Genomic DNA, 20112 nt, shown 5'->3' with positions numbered 1-20112 from the left:
CTCGCGAAGGCGCCAGCCCAGACGCCACAAATCCCGTGGCGAGGGAGCTTGCTCCCGCTCGGCTGCGCAGCAGTCGCAAAACCGGTGGATGCGGTCTGTCTGAAAGACTGCCGGGGCCCGCTTCGCAGGCCAGCGGGAGCAAGCTCCCTCGCCACGGGGGACCTGCTCTGGCGTGGCGGTTCGTGTTCAGGCCGATGTCCCGCCGCAAATCGGACTGATCCAACCCTGTGGGAGCGAGCCTGCTCGCGAAGGCGCCAGCCCAGACGCCTCAAAACTCGTGGCGGGGGAGCTTGCTCCCGCTCGGCTGCGCAGCAGTCGCAAAATCGGTGGATGCGGTCTGCCTGAAAGACTGCCGGGGCCCGCTTCGCAGGCCAGCGGGAGCAAGCTCCCTCGCCACGGGGGACCTGCTCTGACATGGTGGTTCGTGTTCAGGCCGATGTCCCGCAGCAAATCGGACTGATCCAACCCTGTGGGAGCGAGCCTGCTCGCGAAGGCGCCAGCCCAGACACCTCAAAATCCCGTGGCGAGGGAGCTTGCTCCCGCTCGGCTGCGCAGCAGTCGCAAAACCGGTGGATGCGGTCTGTCTGAAAGACTGCCGGGGCCCGCTTCGCAGGCCAGCGGGAGCAAGCTCCCTCGCCACGGGGGACCTGCTCTGGCGTGGCGGTTCGTGTTCAGGCCGATGTCCCGCCGCAAATCGGACTGATCCAACCCTGTGGGAGCGAGCCTGCTCGCGAAGGCGCCAGCCCAGACGCCTCAAAACTCGTGGCGAGGGAGCTTGCTCCCGCTCGGCTGCGCAGCAGTCGCAAAATCGGTGGATGCGGTCTGTCTGAAAGACTGCCGGGGCCCGCTTCGCAGGCCAGCGGGAGCAAGCTCCCTCGCCACGGGGGACCTGCTCTGGCATGGCGGTTCGTGTTCAGGCCGATGTCCCGCCGCAAATCGGACTGATCCAACCCTGTGTGAGCGAGCCTGCTCGCGAACGCGCCAGCCCAGACGCCACAAATTCCGTGGCGAGGGAGCTTGCTCCCTCGCCACGGGGATTTGCTCTGACGTGGTGGTTCGTGTTCCACAGCCTGCGTTACCGCCTTCGCCAGCAGGCTCGCTCCCATAGACTCAGTCGTCGTTGAACGGTGCTGCCACGTCACTTTCACCTGGCGCACCGGGTTTCCGCAGGTTGGAGCAATTGGAAGCGTAATTCTGTCCATCGAACCACGCGTCGACAAAGGCAAACACGTCATCCAGCGAACCATGCAACACCCCGTCATGCCCCAGGCCTTCATACGTACGCCACGTCACCGGATTGCCAGCGGCACACAACGCCGCCGCGACCGCGTATTGCCGCTCCGGCGTAATGGTATGGTCCGCCTGGCCCGTGGCAATGAACAACGGGAAGGCTATCGACGCCTGGGGCATATCGGTCGTTGGAATGCGCGCAGCGTTCAACGCCTCTGGGGTGATCGTGAACAGCTCGGCAAACGAACCAATCTGCAACGCCTTGGACTTTTGCCCAATATCACGGGTACAGCCTTGCCGGGCGACGCTCAGCAGTTCGAGCCCCTTGGCCGTCAGGATGCCTTCGATCGGTGGCCCGTCCTCACGCAACGCGCCTGACGCCAGTGCCAGGAACACCGTATTGGACTGGCGCGGCGGCAGCTTGATGGGGCCTTCGGGGAATGTGCTGTTCGGTGCCGTGAGCACCGCGCCCAGAATGGGCAGTTCCGGTGCATAGGTACCAGCAAGGATCGCCGCGCCCAGCGCCGCCCCACCGCCCTGGGATTGTCCGGCCAGGACCACGCGATTGGCGATCAGGCCTGGCTCGAAGGCTTGAGCAGCAAGAATCGAGTCCAGGACCGAGCGTCCCTCGGCCTGCCAGAACGTATAGGGATGAGGTCCCGGCCCTCCCAGGCCTTGATAATCGCTGGCCACCACGGCGAAGCCGCGCGCGAGCCAGCGATTGATATACGCCGCGTCACGCTCACGCAATCCCGCCCAGGAAGGCGCACAGGCATCGGCGATGCCCAGCGTGCCGTGAGCCCAGGCCAGCAGCGGCCAGCCTCCGGCCGGAGGATTTCCTGCCGGCAGATATAACGCCCCGCTGACCGGAACGAGGCCGGACCGCCAGCGCTGATCGATGGAGCTGTAGAGCAGACGCAAGGCCCGCGCGGCGGCAGGCATTTGAGCCTGAACCGCCATGGCCTCGCTGCGCAGCAGCACGCCAGGCTGCGCAGGCATCGCGTCAGACCAGCGATAAAACGGCGACAGCTGCATGTCTCCGGCAGCGGGACCGACGGGAAGCGTGCCGGCCGCCATCGCGTTGGCTGCCACGACGATGACCGCCCCCACGCAAATTCCTCTGAAGGCTTGGCGGATACTCATGGAAAGTTTCCCCGACCGGAAAATGCCTTGCGCAAGGCGTTGCCCTGCGCAGCGATGACGTTGCGTGCGACAGGAGCCACCTCATTGAAGCGAATGAACCCGTGAGGCATGTTCGCGAGTACTTGCAGATCTGTTGCCACGCTCGCGCTTTGCAATCGACTCGCCAGCTCACGGTTTTCGTCCACCAGCGGATCCAGTTCACCGACCACCAATCGCACCGGCGGCAGGCCCGCAAATTCACCAATGATCGGCTGCACCCTCCAGTCGTCCTCGTCATTGGCCAAGTAGCAGGCCCAGTAAGCGCCCATGGTCTCGACCGACAGATTCTGGCCGCCGTAGCCGCCAAGTCGCTGCCAGGAATCGGAGGTCAGGTCCCGCGAGTAGCTGCCGTAGAACAGCAATAACTGCCGCAACGCATCGATTCCCGCGTCGCGTAGTGCAATGGCGACGCCCAAGGCGAGATTGGCGCCTGCCGAATCGCCGCCCAGGGCATAGCCGCGTACCGGGCAGTCGGTGATAGCGCCGAGCTTGATGACCCGGCTGACGATCGCCGCCACCTCGTTGAACGCCACCGGAAAGCGATGTTCCGGCGCCAGCGCATAGTCGATGGAGAGCACCGCCAGGCCACTGTCGCGCACCAACTGGCGCAAAGGTGCGTCCCAGCCGGCGAGCGAACCGTGGCGGAATCCGCCGCCATGGCAGTAGAACATCAGGCAAGGCGTCTCATCGCCCTCCGGCCAATAGAGTTTGCAGGGCACCGTTCGCCCATCAACGGCAAAGCCCAGGGTGCGCTCGTAGGACAGCGGCACGCTGCGTTGCGCCGCCCAGGCATTGATCCGTTCCAGATGCGCCCGGACGCTGTGCACGTCCCCATGAACGACGGGCAGCAATCCCTGCTCCCGGAGCGCGTCGACCACGGCCGCCAGGTCGGGATGCACCGGCGGATTTTCATCGCGACTCATGGCCGGTTATCCACGCGGCTCTCGCAGCCGACAGCTCGACGTCCGTCCGCAATGACGCAATGGCTGGGCGGGCTGCGTCCTTCCAAGACGGCCACCGCGCATTGGGCGGCGATCAGATTGGTGCGATTGAGCCCCTCCACCGTGGACGCGCCGACATGGGGCGTCACGATCACGTTCGGTAGCTGGATCAGTTGTTCGGTCACCGGCAAGAGCGAGGGGTCCGACTCGCTTTCAAAGACGTCGAGCCCTGCCCCTGCGATTCGCTTTTCGCGCAGGGCCCGCCGCAGATCGTCATCGCGCACCAACCCGCCCCGCGCGGTGTTGATGAGCACCGCGGAACGCTTCATCAGGTTCAGTGCGCGCTCATCGATCAGTCCTTGGGTTTGCGGATTGAGCGGCGCGTGAAGGGTGATGAAGTCGCTTTGCCTGAGCAGCGTATCCAGGTCAACAAAATCACCGTCGGCCTCGGCGCCGCCTGGATGAGGCGTATAGATCAGCGGCCTGACTTCAAACCCGGACAAGCGCTGCAGGACACCCCGGCCAATCCGGCCCAACCCGACGATGCCAACCGTCTTGCGGTACAGATCACCGCCCAGGGGAATCGACCAGTCATTGCCCGACAAGCCCATCTGGCAGCGCTTGAGTTGACGGCAGACGGCGAGCATCAGCGCAACGGTGTGGTCGGCGACGCTGGCATCGTTGCCGCCAGTAGCAATGGTCGCCACCTTCCCTGCCGCTGCCACCGCTGCCGTATCGACCCGCTCATAACCGACGCCGCGACGGGCGATGACTTGCAGGCGCGGCAGTGCATTCAGCAGGCTGGACGTGACATTCGCGTGCCCGACGATCCAACCGTCGGCGTCTGCCAGCAGGTCGATCAGTTGCCGTTCACTCAGATCGCCATCGGCTTGTCCGGGCGCCAGCTCCGCGACAACCACCTCACAGCCATGGTTCTGCAGAAAGTCGCTGGCCATGGAGTCGAAAAACCGCTGTGTAACCACTATTTTATGGCGATGATCAAGCATCACGGACCTCTTGATAGAAACGTCCAGCATTCAAAATGCGTAATCCAGATACACCCTGGCCTCCGAGCCGCTGACCACGTTGTCGGGTTGTGCGGATATCAATGCGACAAAATCCTGGTCAATGCGGTAATCGATATAAATCAAGCCGACTGAGAGCCCGGCGTATTCCTTTTCATCGAAGCGATAATAGAGACGGTATTCATTCTGTCGCTCGGTCACATCGGTGCGGCGGCCGTTGAATGGATCGGTGGCGTCAAACTGACCTTGTTTATAAATAGTCATGACTTTGAAACCGTCCAGCGAAGCCCCCAATAAAGAATGTCCGCTCAAGTCATATTCGGCGCCGATTTGCCAGGTTCGCTCGCCATCGTTATTGAAGTCGTTGCCGGAGCGTGTCCAGGCATCCATCCTGCCGTCGACATTGTCCGCATGATCAAAGTAGGCATAACCGAGCTGCCCATTGCTCAACTCGGCCTTGGTCTCGGAAAACGAAACACCCAGGCGAAGTTTGTCGAGCAACAAACCAACGTTGATATTCAACCAGCTCGCCTCATCGTCATAAGCGGCCTGGCCGGCCTGCCAATCACGTTCCCAGATTCGCCCGGCCTTTTCGAACTCATAATATTGAGTGTCCAGTACGATCCCGGCTTTATCGCCGAGAGGCGCTTTCAACGTGAGTCCGTATCGAGTGTTTTCATTGAAGTCCCGCGATACGCCATGGTCGTAGCCAAGTTCGATGGCCTTCAGGTCGTATTTGACGCCGTAGGTGTACAGGTCTTTTATTTCCTCGCCCGACTGACTCGACAAGTGCTCGAACTCTTCTCTGTCCCGAGGCGACGTACGGTTGATATAGGCCGTTTCGAACCCCAGCGTGCCGGGAAGCGGACCAATGCCCATCTCGGTGAAATTCAAATGAGCCCGGCCTCCCTGGTAGGACCCAGGGACAATCCGCGTGTCGAGCGTGACCAATGTTCCCGCATCGAACCGACCCCGCCCCATCTGGGAATCGACGTTCCAGCCATCGCCCTCATAACGCAGCTTGAAATAACTCTGCCCGACTTTCGCAAAACCGCCATTGGTCCCATCGGTATCGTCGAACAAGTCCCGGCCGTTATCTTTGGAGTCGATCATTGCCACGCCATACAGCGAGGCGTCAAACCCTACGACGCCGGCCCAATAACTTGAGTTGTAATCCAGAATGGCACCGATTCCGGTACCGCCCAGCTTGTTGCCGTCCGGAAAACCGCCAAAACGGTTTTCGATCAAGTCGTTGGATATTCGAGTATTGATATAAACCGAGCGCAGATAAGCATTCAACTTTCCTTCATGCTGGAACCGGTCCGGATAACTGATCGTTGCTGAAAGAGCCACTTCAGACACAAACATTGTCGACAGCAACGTCATAGCGACGGCGTTAATCGATTTCATCGACCACCTCATCTATTATTTTTATTTTGACGTGAGCGGACGCAACTCGGCGTCCTTCAAACTTCGGCGCTACGCGTTAATGAATCAGATAATCGCCCGGGTAATGACCGCGGTTACAATCAGGACAAGGCTGCTGCCGATCGCCCAGAGCAGGCAATAGCGTTGCATGTCGCCCATGTCCCGCTTGATGATTCCGCTGATCAGATAAACCGCCGCCACCAAGGGGCTTAGTGCGTGAACCGGTTGGCCCAGCACCGAGGCCCGCGCTATGTGCATCGGGTCAATACCGTATTCGACGCCCGCCGCGCCCAGTACCGGCAAGATGCCAAAGAAAAACGCGTCATTGGATAACAGGAAGTTGAGTGGCAAGGCGACGAGCGCGGTAATGATGCTGAAATATTGGCCGTGGTCGTCGGGAATCAATTGCACAATCTTTTCGGACATCCCATCAACCATGCCGGTACCTGACAAGATCCCGGTAAACGCACCTGATGCAAATATCAGGGCGATGACCATCAGGACACTTTCGGAGTGCGCCGCGACTCTGGCCTTCTGTTCCGCCAGGCGTGGATAGTTGATCAGCAGCGCCAGGGAAAGCCCCACCATCATCAACATCGGCAAAGGCGCCAGCCCTGTGGCCATCGCATACATGAGCCCAGCGGTGAGCGCGAGATTGACCCAGAAAAGCTTCGGCCGATGCGTCTCGGAATGCGCGGTGGGCAAGACGACATCTTCCGGCGCGGCGTCCTTGGCAGCGGCCGTCCAGCCCAAGCGACGGCGCTCTCTGCGACCGATCCAGAACGCCACGACAAACGCATAGGCAAGGCCCGCGAACATGGCCGGCACCAACCCCAGGAACAACTCGGCCACATCCAGGTGAAGCGCACTGGCGGCGCGGGCCATCGGCCCTCCCCAGGGAATCAGATTGACCACGGTATTGGTCAACAACAGCATCAACGCCAGGATCAGCGGGTTCATGCCGAGGCGAAGGTAAAGCGGCAGGAACGCAGTGGTTACAATCAAGACCGTCGTTGCGCCATCACCATCGAAGGAAATGACCGTGGCCAGCAATGCCGTGCCCAGAACCACGCGCAGAGGATCGTTGCCCACGTAACGCAGAATCTTTCGTACAGCGGGTTCAAAGAGCCCGGCGTCAAACATGATTGCGAAATAGAGGATTGCAAACATCAACATCAGCGCGGTGGGCGCTACTTGCTTGACGCCGTTCATCACCATCGCGCCCAGTTCCGGTCCTGCTCCACTGGCCAGGCCAAACGCGACCGGGACAAGAATGAGTGCCGTCACAGCGGAAAGTCGCTTGCTTATGATCAATGCCATAAACGTGACGACCATTGCGAAACCTAACCAAGCCATGCGTTTCACCTTTTCGTTTTTATTGTTATCGATCTTCGAAAATCAATGTGAACAACTCTTGCGCAGCCGAAATCTACATAGGGGCTGAAACGCTGTAAATCTTGATTTTTTCCGTCAACATCCCTGTTGGATAAGACTCGTCAGACGCAGCCTGGGTAGAAAAAACAAAGTTGAAACCCGGCGCCGATACACATTGACTACAGGACGGTAAATCCAATAAACATGTATACCTCTCCATCAATTCGATTGGACCGGTCATGCCAGAACAAGAAGGCCTTTACCTCTCGGCAGAAGAGGCGGCAGCCATACTCCGGGTCAGCCTGCCGACGCTGTACGCCTATGTCAGCCGCAAAAATATCCGCTCCATCAAGATTGCCGGCTCGCCCAAGCGGCGTTACTGGGCAGAAGACATCCAACGACTGGTGAAAGTACCGGCGCAAGACAAGCCCATTGCCAAGCGTACGACGCCGTCGGACAGCGCGATTACGCTGATAACGGACGATGGCCTGTTTTATCGCGGCCACAATGTCGTCGAGCTGGCTGATCGTTCAACCGTCGAAGAAGTCGCCGAGTTGATCTGGCAGGTGCCTTCGGCGTTCGGCACGTCGCTGCCTCGCACCCCGAAGGACACTGCCAAGCTGTTGAAGATCTATGAACACACGTCCGCCCAGGAAAAAGCCATCGCCCTGTTCCCCCTGGTGCAGCGAGAAAATCCCAAGGCCTTCGACCTTTCCCCTGACAGTTACGCCCGTACCGGCGCCGATGTCGTGCGCTGGTTTGCCGCGTTGGTCGTGGGGGCGACCGAACCGAGCAACCAGCCCTTGCATGAGTTCATCACCCAGGCCTGCGGCGCCCCGCCAGCACATGCCGATCTGATCCGGCGCCTGCTGATTCTCAGCATCGATCATGAGCTGGACCACACCACCCACAGTGTCCGCGTCGCCGCCACCACCGGCGCTACCCCCTATTACGCGGTCATTGCAGCGCTCGCCGCCGCGCGAGGCCACAAGATCGCCTATGGACGAAATGAAGCCGCCAGCCGGATGATCGAGGAAATCTGTACGGCCGCGGACCCTACTCGACCGATCCTGCAGCGCTACAGCCAGGACGGACACATCGTCGGGTTCGGCCCCAATGTGCATTCGATCAACGACCCGCGAGCCAGCAACCTCATGGCCGCGTTGACTGCAGTATTTGATGGCGACAGTGAATTCATCAGGTTGCAGAAAGCCTTTTCGGTGGCCTCGGAACTCGTTGCATACCCGCCTGAATTCATTCTCCTGGTGAGTTTCATCGGCAGGAAAATGGGACTGCGCGGACAGGAAATTTCATTGGCCGGCGTCGGTCGCTCGATCGGCTGGATCGCCCATGCCAGCGAGCAATACAACCAGCACCACGAGGGCCGGCCTCGCGCTCGTTATACCGGGACGTTGCCAACGGCGACCGACATGGGGCGCCGTTGAAGTCCGCTCCGGGCGCGCCTGCGGACGAAAGATATTCTCGCCTGTGAGGCCTGTTCGCGAGCAGGCTCGCTCCCACAGTAAGCTGCGCCACCCAGAACATCCAGGCACGGCACATAATCTGTGGGAGCGAGCCTGCTCGCGATGGCGGCGTTTCAGGCGATGAGGATGTGAATGGACTGGCCTCTTCGCGAGCAGGCTCGCTCCCACAGCAGATCTGCGCCATCCAGAACATCCAGGCGCGACACATGACCTGTGGGGGCGAGCTTGCTCGCGATGGCGGCGTTTCAGGCGATGAGGATGCTGGATGGACTGGCCTCTTCGCGAGCAGGCTCGCTCCCACAGTAATCTGCGCCATGCAGAACATCCATGCACGGCACATAACCCTGTGGGAGCGAGCTTGCTCGCGATGGCGGCGTTTCAGGCGATGAGGATGCTGGATGGACTGGCCTCTTCGCGGGCAGGCCCGCTCCCACAGTAATCTGCGCCACCCAGAACATCCAAGCACGACACATAACCCTGTGGGAGCGAGCCTGCTCGCGAAGCTTCTCAAAGGCACAGTGCAGCCGGTTTCTGGTCCGCAATGGGTGCGACAGCCATCGCCGCAAACAACGAATGGAACTGCGTCTGCCGCTCAAGCCCGGCGACGAACCCAAGCACCAGGTCCTGTGCCGACGCGTCGATATGCGGCATCGTCATGCGCCGGAATTTCCGCTCGAAATCCCCATCCGTCATCGGCGTTTCGACTGACCCGGGGCCGGTGATCACCTCGCTCACCACCTGTTCACCGCAGACCAGCGTCACACTGACACGATTGGCAAGGTGCCGTGGAAACAGCGCCGTCAACGCCGGATCCTCCGTGACGCTGACCTTGTCCATCAAGGTAATCGCCGCAGGGTCGGCGATTTTTTCCGCGGAATACGAAGCGATGGTGATATCCCCGTCGAGCAACGCCCGAGCCACGTTATAGGGCAGGCTGTGGTCCGCAGTCTCGCGGGTTTTCGGCAACCATTTCTCCGCGGTGTCCGCGAGGACACGACGGTTGAATTCGGACGTTTCGATGCTAATGGCAGCGATGTCATTCACGTTGTCGATGCGCTTGCGGATATCCAGCGCGGCCCAGACGGCGGTGTGCAGCTCGCCGTTGGTGGGGAATGTCTTGGTCAGCGAGCGTCGTATCGCATAGTCGCCGTTGTCGGGCGTAGCAAAACGATCAGTGTCCAGCTCGAACGGCCCTGAAACCAGCTTGAAGAACCCCATCTCGCCCTCGAAGACCGGCGACGGCCCGGTCATGCCATGGCGCGCCAGCTGGGCCGCAAAAACCGCGTTGCGCGCGGCATTGGCGGCCGAACAGCCCTTCCAGTCGGACAAGGTTCCACTGCGCACCTGGCGCATTGCCAAGTGCCCGCTCAAGGCGATGTTGATGGCTTGCTCGGTCTGCGCAACGTCCAGCTTCATCAGGTTGGAAGCCGCCGCTGCCATCGCGACGTTGATGTAATTGACGTGGTCCCAGCCATGCCTGTTCAAGCTTGCCGCATCCTGCAAGCGCATCTGGATCTCATAGGCCAGGACGATGGCCGAAATCAGTTCGGCGCCGGTGGCGCTCTCGGCTTGCGCCACGGCGAGGCAGGCCGGGATGTTGTCACTCGGATGGCCCGGCTCCAAGCCCATGTAGCCATCGTTGTAATCGAGGAAACGAACCATCAGGCCGTTGGCGAAGGCAGCAATTTCCGCTGTCGTTTGCAGGTTCGAGCCGAATATGCCGGCGGTAGTCGCGGGGTTGGCAGCCGCATAACCCAGCGCAGCCTTTACCGGGGCCGCCCCGTAGGCGCCCAGCACGCAGGCCAGGCTGTCGATGAAGCGCTGGCGCACCAGGTGAATGATTTCATCGGGCAGGCGCTGTTTCCTGAATGCGTGGGCATAGCGTGCCAGCCGCATCGCAACGGTGGAATCCGTCATGATTACCTCGGGTAAATGGGTGGTCAGTCCTCGTCCATGAGGCGAACAGAGCAAGGCGTGAACGGGCCTCAGTCGATGGTCACATCAAGCAGCCGGACGTATTGCTGGCCGGCATGCATGTCGCGCTCGACCATTCCGCCCTGGGGCGTCGGGCGGGGAAAAGAAATCTTGACCATTTCCAGGTCCGCCACCGGGATGTGCTTGACCCGCTCGGGATCAGTGCCGTAGAGCTTCGCGAATTGCGCCGGGGAAAGTGCCGCGCAATCGGAATAACGCTCGAAATTCTCCCGCCCGTTGAAAAAGATATCAAAGGTGATCCAGAACGGCCCCGCTTGCTTGGATCGGACATGCCGGCATACATCACGCAACTTGGTCATTGTGCAAGCTCCTTCCTGGCCACCGAGGTAGCCGATAAATCAATCCACTCCAGACGAACCAACTCCATGGGATCCTCAAGTTCCACCACGTGATTCAACTTGAACTCGAAAATCTGCCCACGCGGTATATCAGCCGGGGTAAAGGCAAATCCATACGACGGCAGTTCCTTGCCCATGACACTCGGGTAATGGAAGAAATAGGGATTACACGCGTGGGCAATGGTATTGGCGATTTCCTGGGTTGCGGCAGTTGCCACAAACAACATGCCTAGTTCCGGCGGCGGTAATGTTCCCGCAGGCGGCGTTACACCGGTGACGCCGTTCCACCCATACATGCGCAGGGAAATATGAAACTCGCCCAGTTCCTCGGCGGGGATGGATTGGCGGGTTCTTGTATAAAGCGCTTCAAGTAACCGATCATGGAAACCGTCGATATCCTTGAGTACATCGGGGTCTTGAATGCCCACCAGCATGATCGTTTGATATAAACCGGCCGCGGCGCCTTCCAACTTCATGGTGTACGGCATTTCCTCCCAGCGCGAACCTTCGACCCGGACAGCACGGCCATTGAGATCGGTGTAACGTGCCTCGGCTACATTCAAGATGCCACCGGGCTCGACCAACCGGAACGGGTCGCTGTTTTCGTAGAGCATGTGGGCCGAAACGCTATGGGGCGTGCACCGGTTGTCCTGGCTCAACGGCTCGACTTCGAAGCCGTTCGCATCGATACTCAGCAGGATTCCCGAGCCTAGCGTGGGATTGACGGCACACTGCACGCCGCATTCGCCGGTCTTGCCAGCGTGCCACGAAGGCCCCCAAGGCGCGCCTTTCCAGATCGGATAACAGGCGATGACCGCGGTATCGGTGGAGCGGCCGGCCAATATGATATCGGCACCGGCCTCCAGCGCAGCGAGAAAGGGCTCCACCCCCAGCGCGGCGACAATATGTTCGCAAACGTCCACCGTTGCGTCGTCCAACGCAGTATGTGGCGACAAGGGTTTTATACGCCCCTCGGCGTTCAAGTTCTTTATCGTGTCCTTGTCCTGCTCGCAATAAATGAGCGCAATCTTTGGCGCCACGCCCAACTCTTCGGCTATTTCCAGGGCGATATCACGCGTCCAGTTCAAATTAAGATCGCCTCCCGCCTGACCGGCGGTACCGACAATGATCGGCACTCCGGATTGCGCCTGGGCTTTCATTAATATCATCAAGTCACGCTTGACCGCGCCTCGGTTGTTCTTCGATTTACCCAGTGCAAGATAAGCCGCGCCACTGTCGGTTGAACCGGCATCGGTGGCGATAACTTGTGCACCGGCGGCCAATCCATAGGCTATTTCCTCTTCCCGCACGCCCGCTCCCAAAGAACCGCAGGGAACAATGACTTTTATACAATCTTGAAATACCGTTCGCATAAATCCCTCTTCTTTTTTACTTCTTCTTTGAGGCGATGATAAGGCTTGCAACGGTGTTGACAAGTGGACAGATTTTGTCCATATAACTACGCCAACGCTAACTTCGCCGCTGTGAAAAATTCGCAGCGAGTTGAGCGATATCAAAACTGTTTTCGAAGTGGATTCAGCAGGCAAAAGGACTTCATTGATGGAGCAACACATGCGCCAGACCGGACCGGATGAACCGCCGCAGAACGCTCCCCAGCGCATCAGCGCCGAGTCGATGGCGCATTTCATGCCGGGCACGCCGCAAGTCGTGCCGATGCGTGCGCAGGTCCAAGAAATGGTGATGCAGCTGTTCAGCCACCCTACGGTAGTCGAGCCGATCCTGGTGCCCGCGGTGGTCGAGCCTCTGCTCGTCCTGGTGCTGACCGGGGGCGCCCGGATCGAGGAACGTTCGCTGGGCGGCGAATGGGAAGCCGTCGATGTTCAGGCCGGTGATTTCTACCTCACCAGCACGAACGAGCCTTACGAGATGCGCTGGCAAACGCAAGGTTGCGACACCTTCGAAGTCATGCACCTGTATCTCGGTTTGCCGTTGATCGAGCGCGCCGCGCGCGACGTGCTCGGGGAACGGGCCGGTCCTGTCACCTTTCGCGATATCTCCGGAGCCCGGGACCCGCGGGTGAGCTTCATGCTGGATCAGTTGCGCAACGAGCTGGTCGACGAACGCCAGCCCAGCCCACTGTTTGCACAGAGCCTGGCCCAGGCACTGGCGGTGCACCTGGTGCGTACCTACCTCGCGCCCCACAGCGGAGCCTCGCGCAGCAACGCGCTGCAGGCGTACAAATTGCGTCGGGTCCTCGATACGATGAACCAGCGCCTCGTCGATGATTTCAGCCTTGCCCACCTGGCCCAGGTCGCGGAGCTGAGCGAGTATCACTTCAGCCGAATGTTCAAGCGCGCCACAGGCCTGTCGCCTTCGCAGTATTTCATACGCCTGCGCATGAGCCGGGCCCGGCAACTGCTGCTCGAAACGGACCGCAGCGTCATCGACATCGGATTGGAAGTGGGTTACTCAAGCCCAAGCCATTTCTCCCAGGTCTTTCGTCGGGAGATAGGCGTGACGCCCAGCGATTATCGCCAGGCGTGAGGACCGTTCACCCACTCGCCAGCGCCCTGCTCACTCGTTGATGTAACGTTCACAGCGCGCAGACAGGAAGGCCCTGAGCACCTGGACCGACGGCGTCAGCGAGGTTCGATGGGCGCACACCAGTTGCAGCGGCGCTGGCTGGCCATACTCCGCTGGAAAAATCTCCACCAGGCGACCGCTGCGAAGGTCGTCCATTACATCGAGCTTCGATTTGTAGACGATCCCCTGGCCCGCCACGGCCCAACGCCTGGCAATATCAGCGTCATCACTGATGCGATCGCCAGCGACCTGAACCGTTTCCAGCCCATTCGCTGTCTGGAAGATCCAACGCTCGTAGGTTTGCTCACCCATCACGTAACGCAGGCAATTGTGCCCGCTCAGCTCACCCGGCGTCTTTGGCAGGCCGTGCCGCGCGATGTAGTCGGGTGAGGCACACACGGTCCTTCGGTTGGATGGAGCCAGCATCAGGGAGACGAGGCTCGAATCGGCCAACTGACCATAACGAATGCTCGCGTCGAGATGCTCCCCGAACAGGTCGGCGACCTGGTCGCTGACCCGCAGCTGCAACAGTACCTTGGGGTGCATCTGCTGGAACTCGTCCAGCCACGGCAGCAGCAGGTTTCGCCCGATGTCCGAGGGCACCGACAAGCGCAGCGTCCCGGCCACTTCGTCACGTCCCTCGGCCAGGGCGAGCTCGCCATCCGCCAGCACCTCCAATGCCCGCCGGGCATGGGCCAGATAGCGCTCACCATCATCCGACAAACGCAGCCGCCGCGTAGAGCGCACGAACAGCCTCACCCCCAGGCTTGCCTCGAGTCGCTGTACCGCGACGCTGGCCAGCGCTGGAGAAATATCCAGCAAGCGCGCCGCCGCGGAAAAACTCCCGGCGTCAGTGGTCGTCACGAACACCTGTAGATCATCGACTCGAACTATCTTCTTCACGCTGCGCGATTCTTTACCTGGACAGGAGCTTTTCAGCGTAATGGGAAAAGCGCTCATTGCACAGGGCAGCCGAGGCACAGCCGATCAAGGTTCTCATGCGCTCAAACCGATCCAGCCGTGGATACCCACATACATGCCGACTGCAATTATCAACATGCTCGACAGATAAGGCGCGCGCCGGGCAACAGTGCCCAGCCACGGCCAGCGATTGGAGGCCTGCCGAGCGCCAAGGGCCGCGGCTGCTCCCACCGTAACCAGGGTAATTGCCAGGCCGATGCTGAAGCACAAGACAAGCATGCCGCCGAGCGCAACTTCCTTGACCTGCAGGCAGAGCAGCAGGACGGTTATCGCCGCAGGACACGGGATCAGCCCACCCGTCAGGCCAAACACAATGATCTGGCCCGTGGTGACGTCTCGATTGCTGAAACGCTTGCGGATGTCGTTGGCATGCGCCCGTTCATGAGCGTCCTGGTAACCCTCCGATGACAGCGCCAGTTCCGGATGCGCATGATCGTGATCGTGATCGTGATCGTGATCGTGATCGTGATCGTGATCGTGATCGTGATCGTGATGAGCATGGCGATGCCCGTCACCGCTCTCAAGCTTGAACATCTGTTCGCCACGCCAGGTACGCCAGAGCATCCACAACGCGATCGCAATGATCAGCACCGCAGAGGCGAGTTGGAAGTACGGTTCCGTAGTCTCGGCGTCCAGCCCCTGGCCCAGGTACATCCCGCCAATCGCCACCAGCCACACCACGGCGGTGTGCGAAAGCGTCGCGGCCAACCCCAGCAACACCGCCTGCTTGACCGAGCCGCGAATGGCCACGATGAACGCCGCCATCATGGTTTTCGAATGACCAGGTTCCAGCCCGTGCAAAGCGCCCAGCAAGATCGCACTGGGGAAATACAGCCAGGCGTGAGCGCCCCCCTGTTGCAGCAGTTCAGCAAAATTCGGCATGTCGAGGCCTAGAGGTACTTGGTGATTTGTTTGAAGGCTTCCAGCGGCGCGCGCTCGCCCCTGTCCAGTGCCGAAACGGTGTCTTCGAGGCAATGATCGATGTGATCCTGGATCAGTGTGCGCTTGGCCTGGCACACGGCTTTCTCCACCGCATGCAACTGCTGGGCGATGTCCACGCAATCACGACCCTCCTCGATCATGAGGATGATGCTGCGCAGGTGACCGTCCGCCCGCTTGAGGCGCTTGATGATCGCTTCATGGCTTTGGTGGACATGGGGATGATCGTGGTTGAGTTCACTCATGGACGAGGCTCGGATCGCTATGGAATGCGCCGGATCATATCCCCCCCAGGGGGATATGACAAACAAGCGCTCCCCGTATGATGCACCGCGCATCATTGCGGCTTCGTCAGATCCTGTAATAAATCGCTTCACATGAAGTACCGGGAACCGTTGTAGGATTTCTTCCCGAATTATTGCCAGGCCCGTATGAACACCCTCCAGGAACCTCCCAGTCGCTTTTCAAGAAACACGGTCTCCCCCGCTTCAGCGCCGCGCACATCGCGGTTGCAGCCCTCTTCCCTCGCATTGAACGCCCGAGGGAGCGAATAACCCATGGAATGGATCGTTGACCCCACGGCATGGCTCGGCCTGCTGACCCTGATCGTGCTGGAGCTGGTGCTCGGCATCGATAACCTCGTATTCATCGCCATCCTGGCGGACAAGCTCCCCCCCGCGCAGCGCGACCGTGCCCGAGTCATCGGCCTGTCCCTGGCGCTTCTGATGCGCCTGGGCCTGCTGGCGAGCATCTCCTGGATGGTGACCCTGACCAACCCGCTCTTCGAAGTGTTCGGCAAGACGTTCTCGGGCCGCGACTTGATCATGCTGTTTGGCGGCGTGTTCCTGTTGTTCAAGGCAACCATGGAGTTGCATGAGCGGCTCGAGGGCCACGTGGCGCAACGTTCCGGCAACGCCGCCTATGCGCTGTTCTGGCCGATCGTTGCGCAGATCGTGGTGCTGGATGCGGTCTTTTCCCTGGATGCGGTGATCACCGCCGTGGGCATGGTTGAACATCTGTCAGTGATGATGATCGCGGTGATCTTCTCCATCGGCCTGATGATGATCGCGAGCAAGCCGTTGACGAAATTCGTCAATGGCCACCCTACCGTCATCATGCTGTGCCTGGGCTTTTTGATGATGATCGGCTTCAGCCTCACCGCCGAGGGCCTGGGTTTCCACATTCCAAAAGGTTACCTGTACGCCGCGATTGGCTTCTCGATCCTGATCGAGCTGTTCAACCAGTTGGCGCGCTCGCGGCGCAAGAAAAGCCTGCGAGGTCTTCGGCCGATGCGCGAGCGTACCGCTCACGCGGTGTTGCGCCTGCTGGGCGGTCAAAAACTGGGGGCCGATGAAGTCGGCGAAGAAATCGCCGACCTGCTGGAAGGCGAGGAGCCCGAGCAGGTTTTCCATCGACGCGAACGGGTGATGATCAGCGGCGTACTGCAATTGGCGGAGCGCCCGATACGCAGTGTGATGACCCCTCGCGCGCAAATCGACCAGCTCGACCTGGCAAACACGCCGGAAGACATCCGTACGACGCTGATGCACTCGTCGTATTCGCGCTTGCCGTTGATTCGCGACGGGTGCGTGGATGAGCCGTTGGGTTTCGTCCACAAGAAGGAGCTGCTCAAGGAAATACTGGCGGGCAATCAACCGAATCTGGAAGCCATGGCGCGCAAAGCCATCAACCTGCTCGACAGTTTCACGATCCTCAACGCGCTGGAGCAAATGCGCAAGGAGTCGACCCACATCGCCTTCGTGGTCAACGAATTCGGTGACTTCGTCGGCCTGCTCACGATGACCGACATCCTTGAGTCCATTGCGGGCGAATTGCCCGACGCCAGTGAAATCGACGGGCCGAATATTGTTGCGCAAGAGGACGGTTTCCTCGTCAGCGGGGCCCTGAACCTCAGCCAGGTTCGCGAACACATCGGTTTTCAGGCGTACGCGACGGAGGATTACCAGACCCTTGCCGGTCTGGTGATGAGCTTGCTGGATCGCTTGCCGATGATTGGCGATACCCTGAATTGGCAGGGATGGAGCATGACCGTCATGGAGGTTGAAGAGCGTCGGGTAACCAGGGTCTTGCTGCGTATCGAGGAACAGGCATGACCTGCTAGCTGCCAAATGGTGCTGGCGCCACAGCATATGAAACGTATATCCTCGATATACGAAACATATGGAGCCACACATGGGCATTGTCAACATCGACGACGAACTTCACGACCAGCTACGCAAGGCCACCAAGGTCTCCTGCCGTTCGATCAACGCGCAGGCGGCCTTCTGGATCAAGGTCGGCATGCTGTGCGAGACCAACCCTACCCTCAGTTTCAACGAGATCATCCAGCGCGAACTCAGCGACGCCGGCGTTACGGCGCAACCGTTGGAGGCGAACTGGCAATGATCAAGCGACCCGAAGAACTGGCCCTGATGGCCGAGTCCGGCCGACTGCTCGCCTTGGTGTTCGAACGGTTGGATCAAACCAATTTGATGGGGCTGTCAACGCTGCAGATCGATGCAATGGTCGAGGATTTCATCGTCCGTGATCTCCATGCGCGCCCCGCCAGCAAGGGACAGTACGGGTACGGTTTTGTACTCAACTGCTCGATCAACGAAGTGGTCTGCCATGGTGTGCCCTCGCGCTCGCGAGTGCTTCAAGACGGTGACATCGTCAATCTGGACATCACCCTGGAAAAGAACGGCTATATCGCGGATTCGAGCAAGACGTACCTGATCGGCAACGTCGACCCAGCCGCCAGGAAGCTGGTCCAGGTCACTTATGAAGCCATGTGGAAGGGCATCCGCGCCGTCCGCCCGGGCGCTCGCCTGGGCGACATCGGCTCGGCCATCCAAGGCCATGCGATACGCAACGGTTATTCGGTGGTCCGTGAATATTGCGGCCACGGCATCGGCCGGCAAATGCACGAGGAACCCCAGGTGTTGCACTTCGGCACAGCGGGAACGGGCCTGGTCCTGCGCGAGGGCATGGTCTTCACCATCGAACCGATGCTCAACCAGGGCAGATCGGACGTCAGGACCGAAGCCGACGGCTGGACCGTGGTGACCCGGGACGGCGCGCTCTCCGCGCAGTTCGAGCATACCGTGGCCGTTACGGCGTCCGGTTTTTCGGTGCTGACGTTGCGGCCGGACGAATCGGACAAGATCACGGGCACGCTTTGAACGACTGTTTATTCATCCTGTGGGAGCGAGCCTGCTCGCGAATGCGCTACCACAGTCGATGAATATGCTGGATGTGCCGATCTCTTCGCGAGCAGGCTCGCTCCCACAGAGTCTTTCGAATCCGCCGGGCGAACAGCTCGATGGATGCCTAGGTTTCGGCAACGCCAGCTTCCAGCTCCAGTTCATCACGGCGATGGTCAGCCTGCCGTCCCAGTCGCCATCCAAGGCCGGCCCACAGCAACGCACACCCTGCGCCGATCAACGCGACCAGGCCGGCGCCCTGCCCCAGCATGTCGAGCGCCGTCTTGATCCAACCGCTGACCGCATCACCGCCGCGATAAACCACCGTGTCGATAAAGTTCTTGGCTTTGTATTTATTTTCCGCGTCCAACGGCGTGAACAGCATTTCCCTGCCCGGCCTCACGAACGCGTACTCGCCGATCCTTCGCACAATCATCAATGTCGCGAGGATCGCAAAGCTTGGCGCCAGTGCCAGACCGACGAAGCCGATGCACATGATCAGCGGGACGATCGCCAATAACGCACCGATGCCGAGCTTCGGGGCGATGCGCCCGGTGATGAACAGCTGGGACAGTAGCGCGCCCGCCTGCACAATAAAATCGATAGTGCCGAAGACGCGTACCTGGGCCTGGCGGTCCGGAAACAGCTCGGCCACCAGACGTGCCTGCTCGAAGTAGAGAAAGGTGCTGACCGTTGCCAGCAGCACGACGAAACCGGCGATCCCCAGCAGGTACGGCGAACGGAACACCGCCGTCATGCCGCTGAACGGATTGCCAGTCAGGGGCCGCTGCGGGCTTTGCGTGGGTGCCGCGCCGGGACGCCCGGCCCCACCGGTTTCACGCCAACGCATCAAGGTTCGTTTCAACCCAAGCGTGGCCCCCAGCAACACGGCTGCCACGAACATCAACCCCGAGGCACCGAGGCTGTCGATCAGCAGTGCACTCAAGGCCGGCCCGAGCAGGCCGCCGGTGCTGGCGCCGGCCGCGATGAAGGCGAACAGGCGCTTGGCCTGCTCGCTGTCGAATACATCGGCCATCAGGCTCCAGGCCACGGAGACGACGAACAGGTTATAGACCGAAATCCATACGTAAAAAATACGCGCCAGCCAGACGTTGTCCGAATCGAACTGGAACAGCTCGACGAACATCAGCAAGTTCAAGACGAAGAAGCCATACACCCAATCGACGAGGCGCAGGCGCGGCACTCGCGCGCTGAGCCAGGCGAACAACGGCACGGCCACCAGCATGACGAGAAAGGTCGCGGTAAACAGCCATTGCAGATTCTCCACACCCGCGGCGATCCCCATCGACTCACGGATCGGACGCAACATGAAGTAGCCGGTGAACAGGCAGAGGAACAACAGGAACCCGCACATTGCCGGACGCAGTTCATCGTCACGGGCGTTGAGGGCCAGGCTCAGCCGATGCAAATAGGAAGGGGTACTCATG

General features: G+C 60.3%; 17 protein-coding genes. 5 read left to right on the top strand and 12 right to left on the bottom strand.

Features of this window, described 5'->3' with window-relative positions; genetic code table 11:
• Positions 1 to 1110: 1110 nt before the first annotated feature.
• The 5 genes from J3P97_RS11570 to J3P97_RS11550 all read right to left on the bottom strand — a co-directional run bounded on the left by J3P97_RS11570 (position 1111) and on the right by J3P97_RS11550 (position 7162).
• Entirely contained in the window at positions 1111 to 2373 is a 1263-nt protein-coding gene (locus tag J3P97_RS11570) for an alpha/beta fold hydrolase (RefSeq protein ID WP_434674198.1), read from the bottom strand.
• Positions 2370 to 3335 (bottom strand): alpha/beta hydrolase, encoded by a 966-nt coding sequence (locus J3P97_RS11565; protein WP_434674197.1) that lies wholly within the window; start codon positions 3333 to 3335, stop codon positions 2370 to 2372. Before J3P97_RS11565 ends, J3P97_RS11570 begins: the two co-directional genes overlap by 4 nt.
• Complete coding sequence (locus J3P97_RS11560; protein WP_434674196.1) at positions 3332 to 4360, bottom strand: phosphoglycerate dehydrogenase; 1029 nt, start codon at positions 4358 to 4360, stop codon at positions 3332 to 3334. Before J3P97_RS11560 ends, J3P97_RS11565 begins: the two co-directional genes overlap by 4 nt.
• Before the next feature lie 30 nt (positions 4361 to 4390).
• Positions 4391 to 5788, bottom strand: a complete 1398-nt coding sequence (locus tag J3P97_RS11555; RefSeq protein WP_434674195.1) for an OprD family outer membrane porin — start codon at positions 5786 to 5788, stop codon at positions 4391 to 4393.
• A gap of 84 nt (positions 5789 to 5872) precedes the next feature.
• Positions 5873 to 7162 (bottom strand): CitMHS family transporter, encoded by a 1290-nt coding sequence (locus tag J3P97_RS11550; RefSeq protein WP_434674194.1) that lies wholly within the window; start codon positions 7160 to 7162, stop codon positions 5873 to 5875.
• 257 nt (positions 7163 to 7419) lie between these two features.
• Here J3P97_RS11550 and J3P97_RS11545 point away from each other — a divergent pair, with 257 nt between their 5' ends.
• Entirely contained in the window at positions 7420 to 8625 is a 1206-nt protein-coding gene (locus J3P97_RS11545) for a citrate synthase (RefSeq protein WP_434674193.1), read from the top strand.
• A gap of 546 nt (positions 8626 to 9171) precedes the next feature.
• On the opposite strand, the gene J3P97_RS11540 is transcribed toward J3P97_RS11545, so the two are convergent.
• The 3 genes from J3P97_RS11540 to J3P97_RS11530 form a co-directional block, all read right to left on the bottom strand.
• A complete protein-coding gene (locus J3P97_RS11540) occupies positions 9172 to 10581 on the bottom strand; it encodes an MmgE/PrpD family protein (RefSeq protein ID WP_434674192.1) in 1410 nt (469 codons plus the stop codon).
• Between the two features lie 68 nt (positions 10582 to 10649).
• Positions 10650 to 10958, bottom strand: coding sequence for a DUF4387 domain-containing protein (locus tag J3P97_RS11535; protein WP_305495120.1), 309 nt, complete (start codon positions 10956 to 10958; stop codon positions 10650 to 10652).
• Positions 10955 to 12370: an acyclic terpene utilization AtuA family protein gene (locus tag J3P97_RS11530; RefSeq protein ID WP_434674191.1), complete on the bottom strand. Its 1416-nt coding sequence runs from the start codon at positions 12368 to 12370 to the stop codon at positions 10955 to 10957. The genes J3P97_RS11535 and J3P97_RS11530 overlap by 4 nt, the downstream gene beginning before the upstream one ends.
• Positions 12371 to 12569: 199 nt before the next feature.
• Here J3P97_RS11530 and J3P97_RS11525 point away from each other — a divergent pair, with 199 nt between their 5' ends.
• Positions 12570 to 13502 (top strand): helix-turn-helix domain-containing protein, encoded by a 933-nt coding sequence (locus J3P97_RS11525; protein WP_434674190.1) that lies wholly within the window; start codon positions 12570 to 12572, stop codon positions 13500 to 13502.
• Positions 13503 to 13532: 30 nt separating this feature from the next.
• On the opposite strand, the gene J3P97_RS11520 is transcribed toward J3P97_RS11525, so the two are convergent.
• From J3P97_RS11520 to J3P97_RS11510, 3 genes are all read right to left on the bottom strand, one after another.
• The gene (locus tag J3P97_RS11520) at positions 13533 to 14435 is read right to left on the bottom strand and encodes a LysR substrate-binding domain-containing protein (RefSeq protein WP_434605113.1); all 903 of its coding nucleotides are present in this window, start codon (positions 14433 to 14435) and stop codon (positions 13533 to 13535) included.
• Positions 14436 to 14537: 102 nt separating this feature from the next.
• Positions 14538 to 15404 carry a nickel/cobalt efflux protein RcnA gene (locus tag J3P97_RS11515; protein ID WP_434674189.1) on the bottom strand — a complete coding sequence of 289 codons (867 nt, stop codon included), beginning with the start codon at positions 15402 to 15404 and terminating at the stop codon, positions 14538 to 14540.
• A gap of 8 nt (positions 15405 to 15412) precedes the next feature.
• Positions 15413 to 15706, bottom strand: a complete 294-nt coding sequence (locus tag J3P97_RS11510) for a metal-sensing transcriptional repressor (protein ID WP_434568764.1) — start codon at positions 15704 to 15706, stop codon at positions 15413 to 15415.
• A gap of 312 nt (positions 15707 to 16018) precedes the next feature.
• Between J3P97_RS11510 and J3P97_RS11505 the strand changes: the two genes are divergently transcribed.
• From J3P97_RS11505 to map, 3 genes are all read left to right on the top strand, one after another.
• Positions 16019 to 17575 (top strand): TerC family protein, encoded by a 1557-nt coding sequence (locus J3P97_RS11505; RefSeq protein ID WP_434674188.1) that lies wholly within the window; start codon positions 16019 to 16021, stop codon positions 17573 to 17575.
• A 79-nt stretch (positions 17576 to 17654) separates the two neighbouring features.
• Positions 17655 to 17867 carry a ParD-like family protein gene (locus J3P97_RS11500; RefSeq protein ID WP_434568766.1) on the top strand — a complete coding sequence of 71 codons (213 nt, stop codon included), beginning with the start codon at positions 17655 to 17657 and terminating at the stop codon, positions 17865 to 17867.
• Positions 17864 to 18643, top strand: coding sequence for a type I methionyl aminopeptidase (gene map / locus J3P97_RS11495; RefSeq protein ID WP_434674187.1), 780 nt, complete (start codon positions 17864 to 17866; stop codon positions 18641 to 18643). Before J3P97_RS11500 ends, map begins: the two co-directional genes overlap by 4 nt.
• A 148-nt stretch (positions 18644 to 18791) precedes the next feature.
• On the opposite strand, the gene J3P97_RS11490 is transcribed toward map, so the two are convergent.
• Positions 18792 to 20111 (bottom strand): NTP/NDP exchange transporter, encoded by a 1320-nt coding sequence (locus J3P97_RS11490; RefSeq protein ID WP_434604473.1) that lies wholly within the window; start codon positions 20109 to 20111, stop codon positions 18792 to 18794.
• Position 20112: the final 1 nt, after the last annotated feature.

It is taken from the genome of Pseudomonas sp. R1-15 (assembly GCF_051132085.1).
GTDB lineage: Bacteria > Pseudomonadota > Gammaproteobacteria > Pseudomonadales > Pseudomonadaceae > Aquipseudomonas.
Note: the sequence above shows the minus strand (reverse complement) of the source record. Positions and strands in the feature narration are given on the sequence as shown.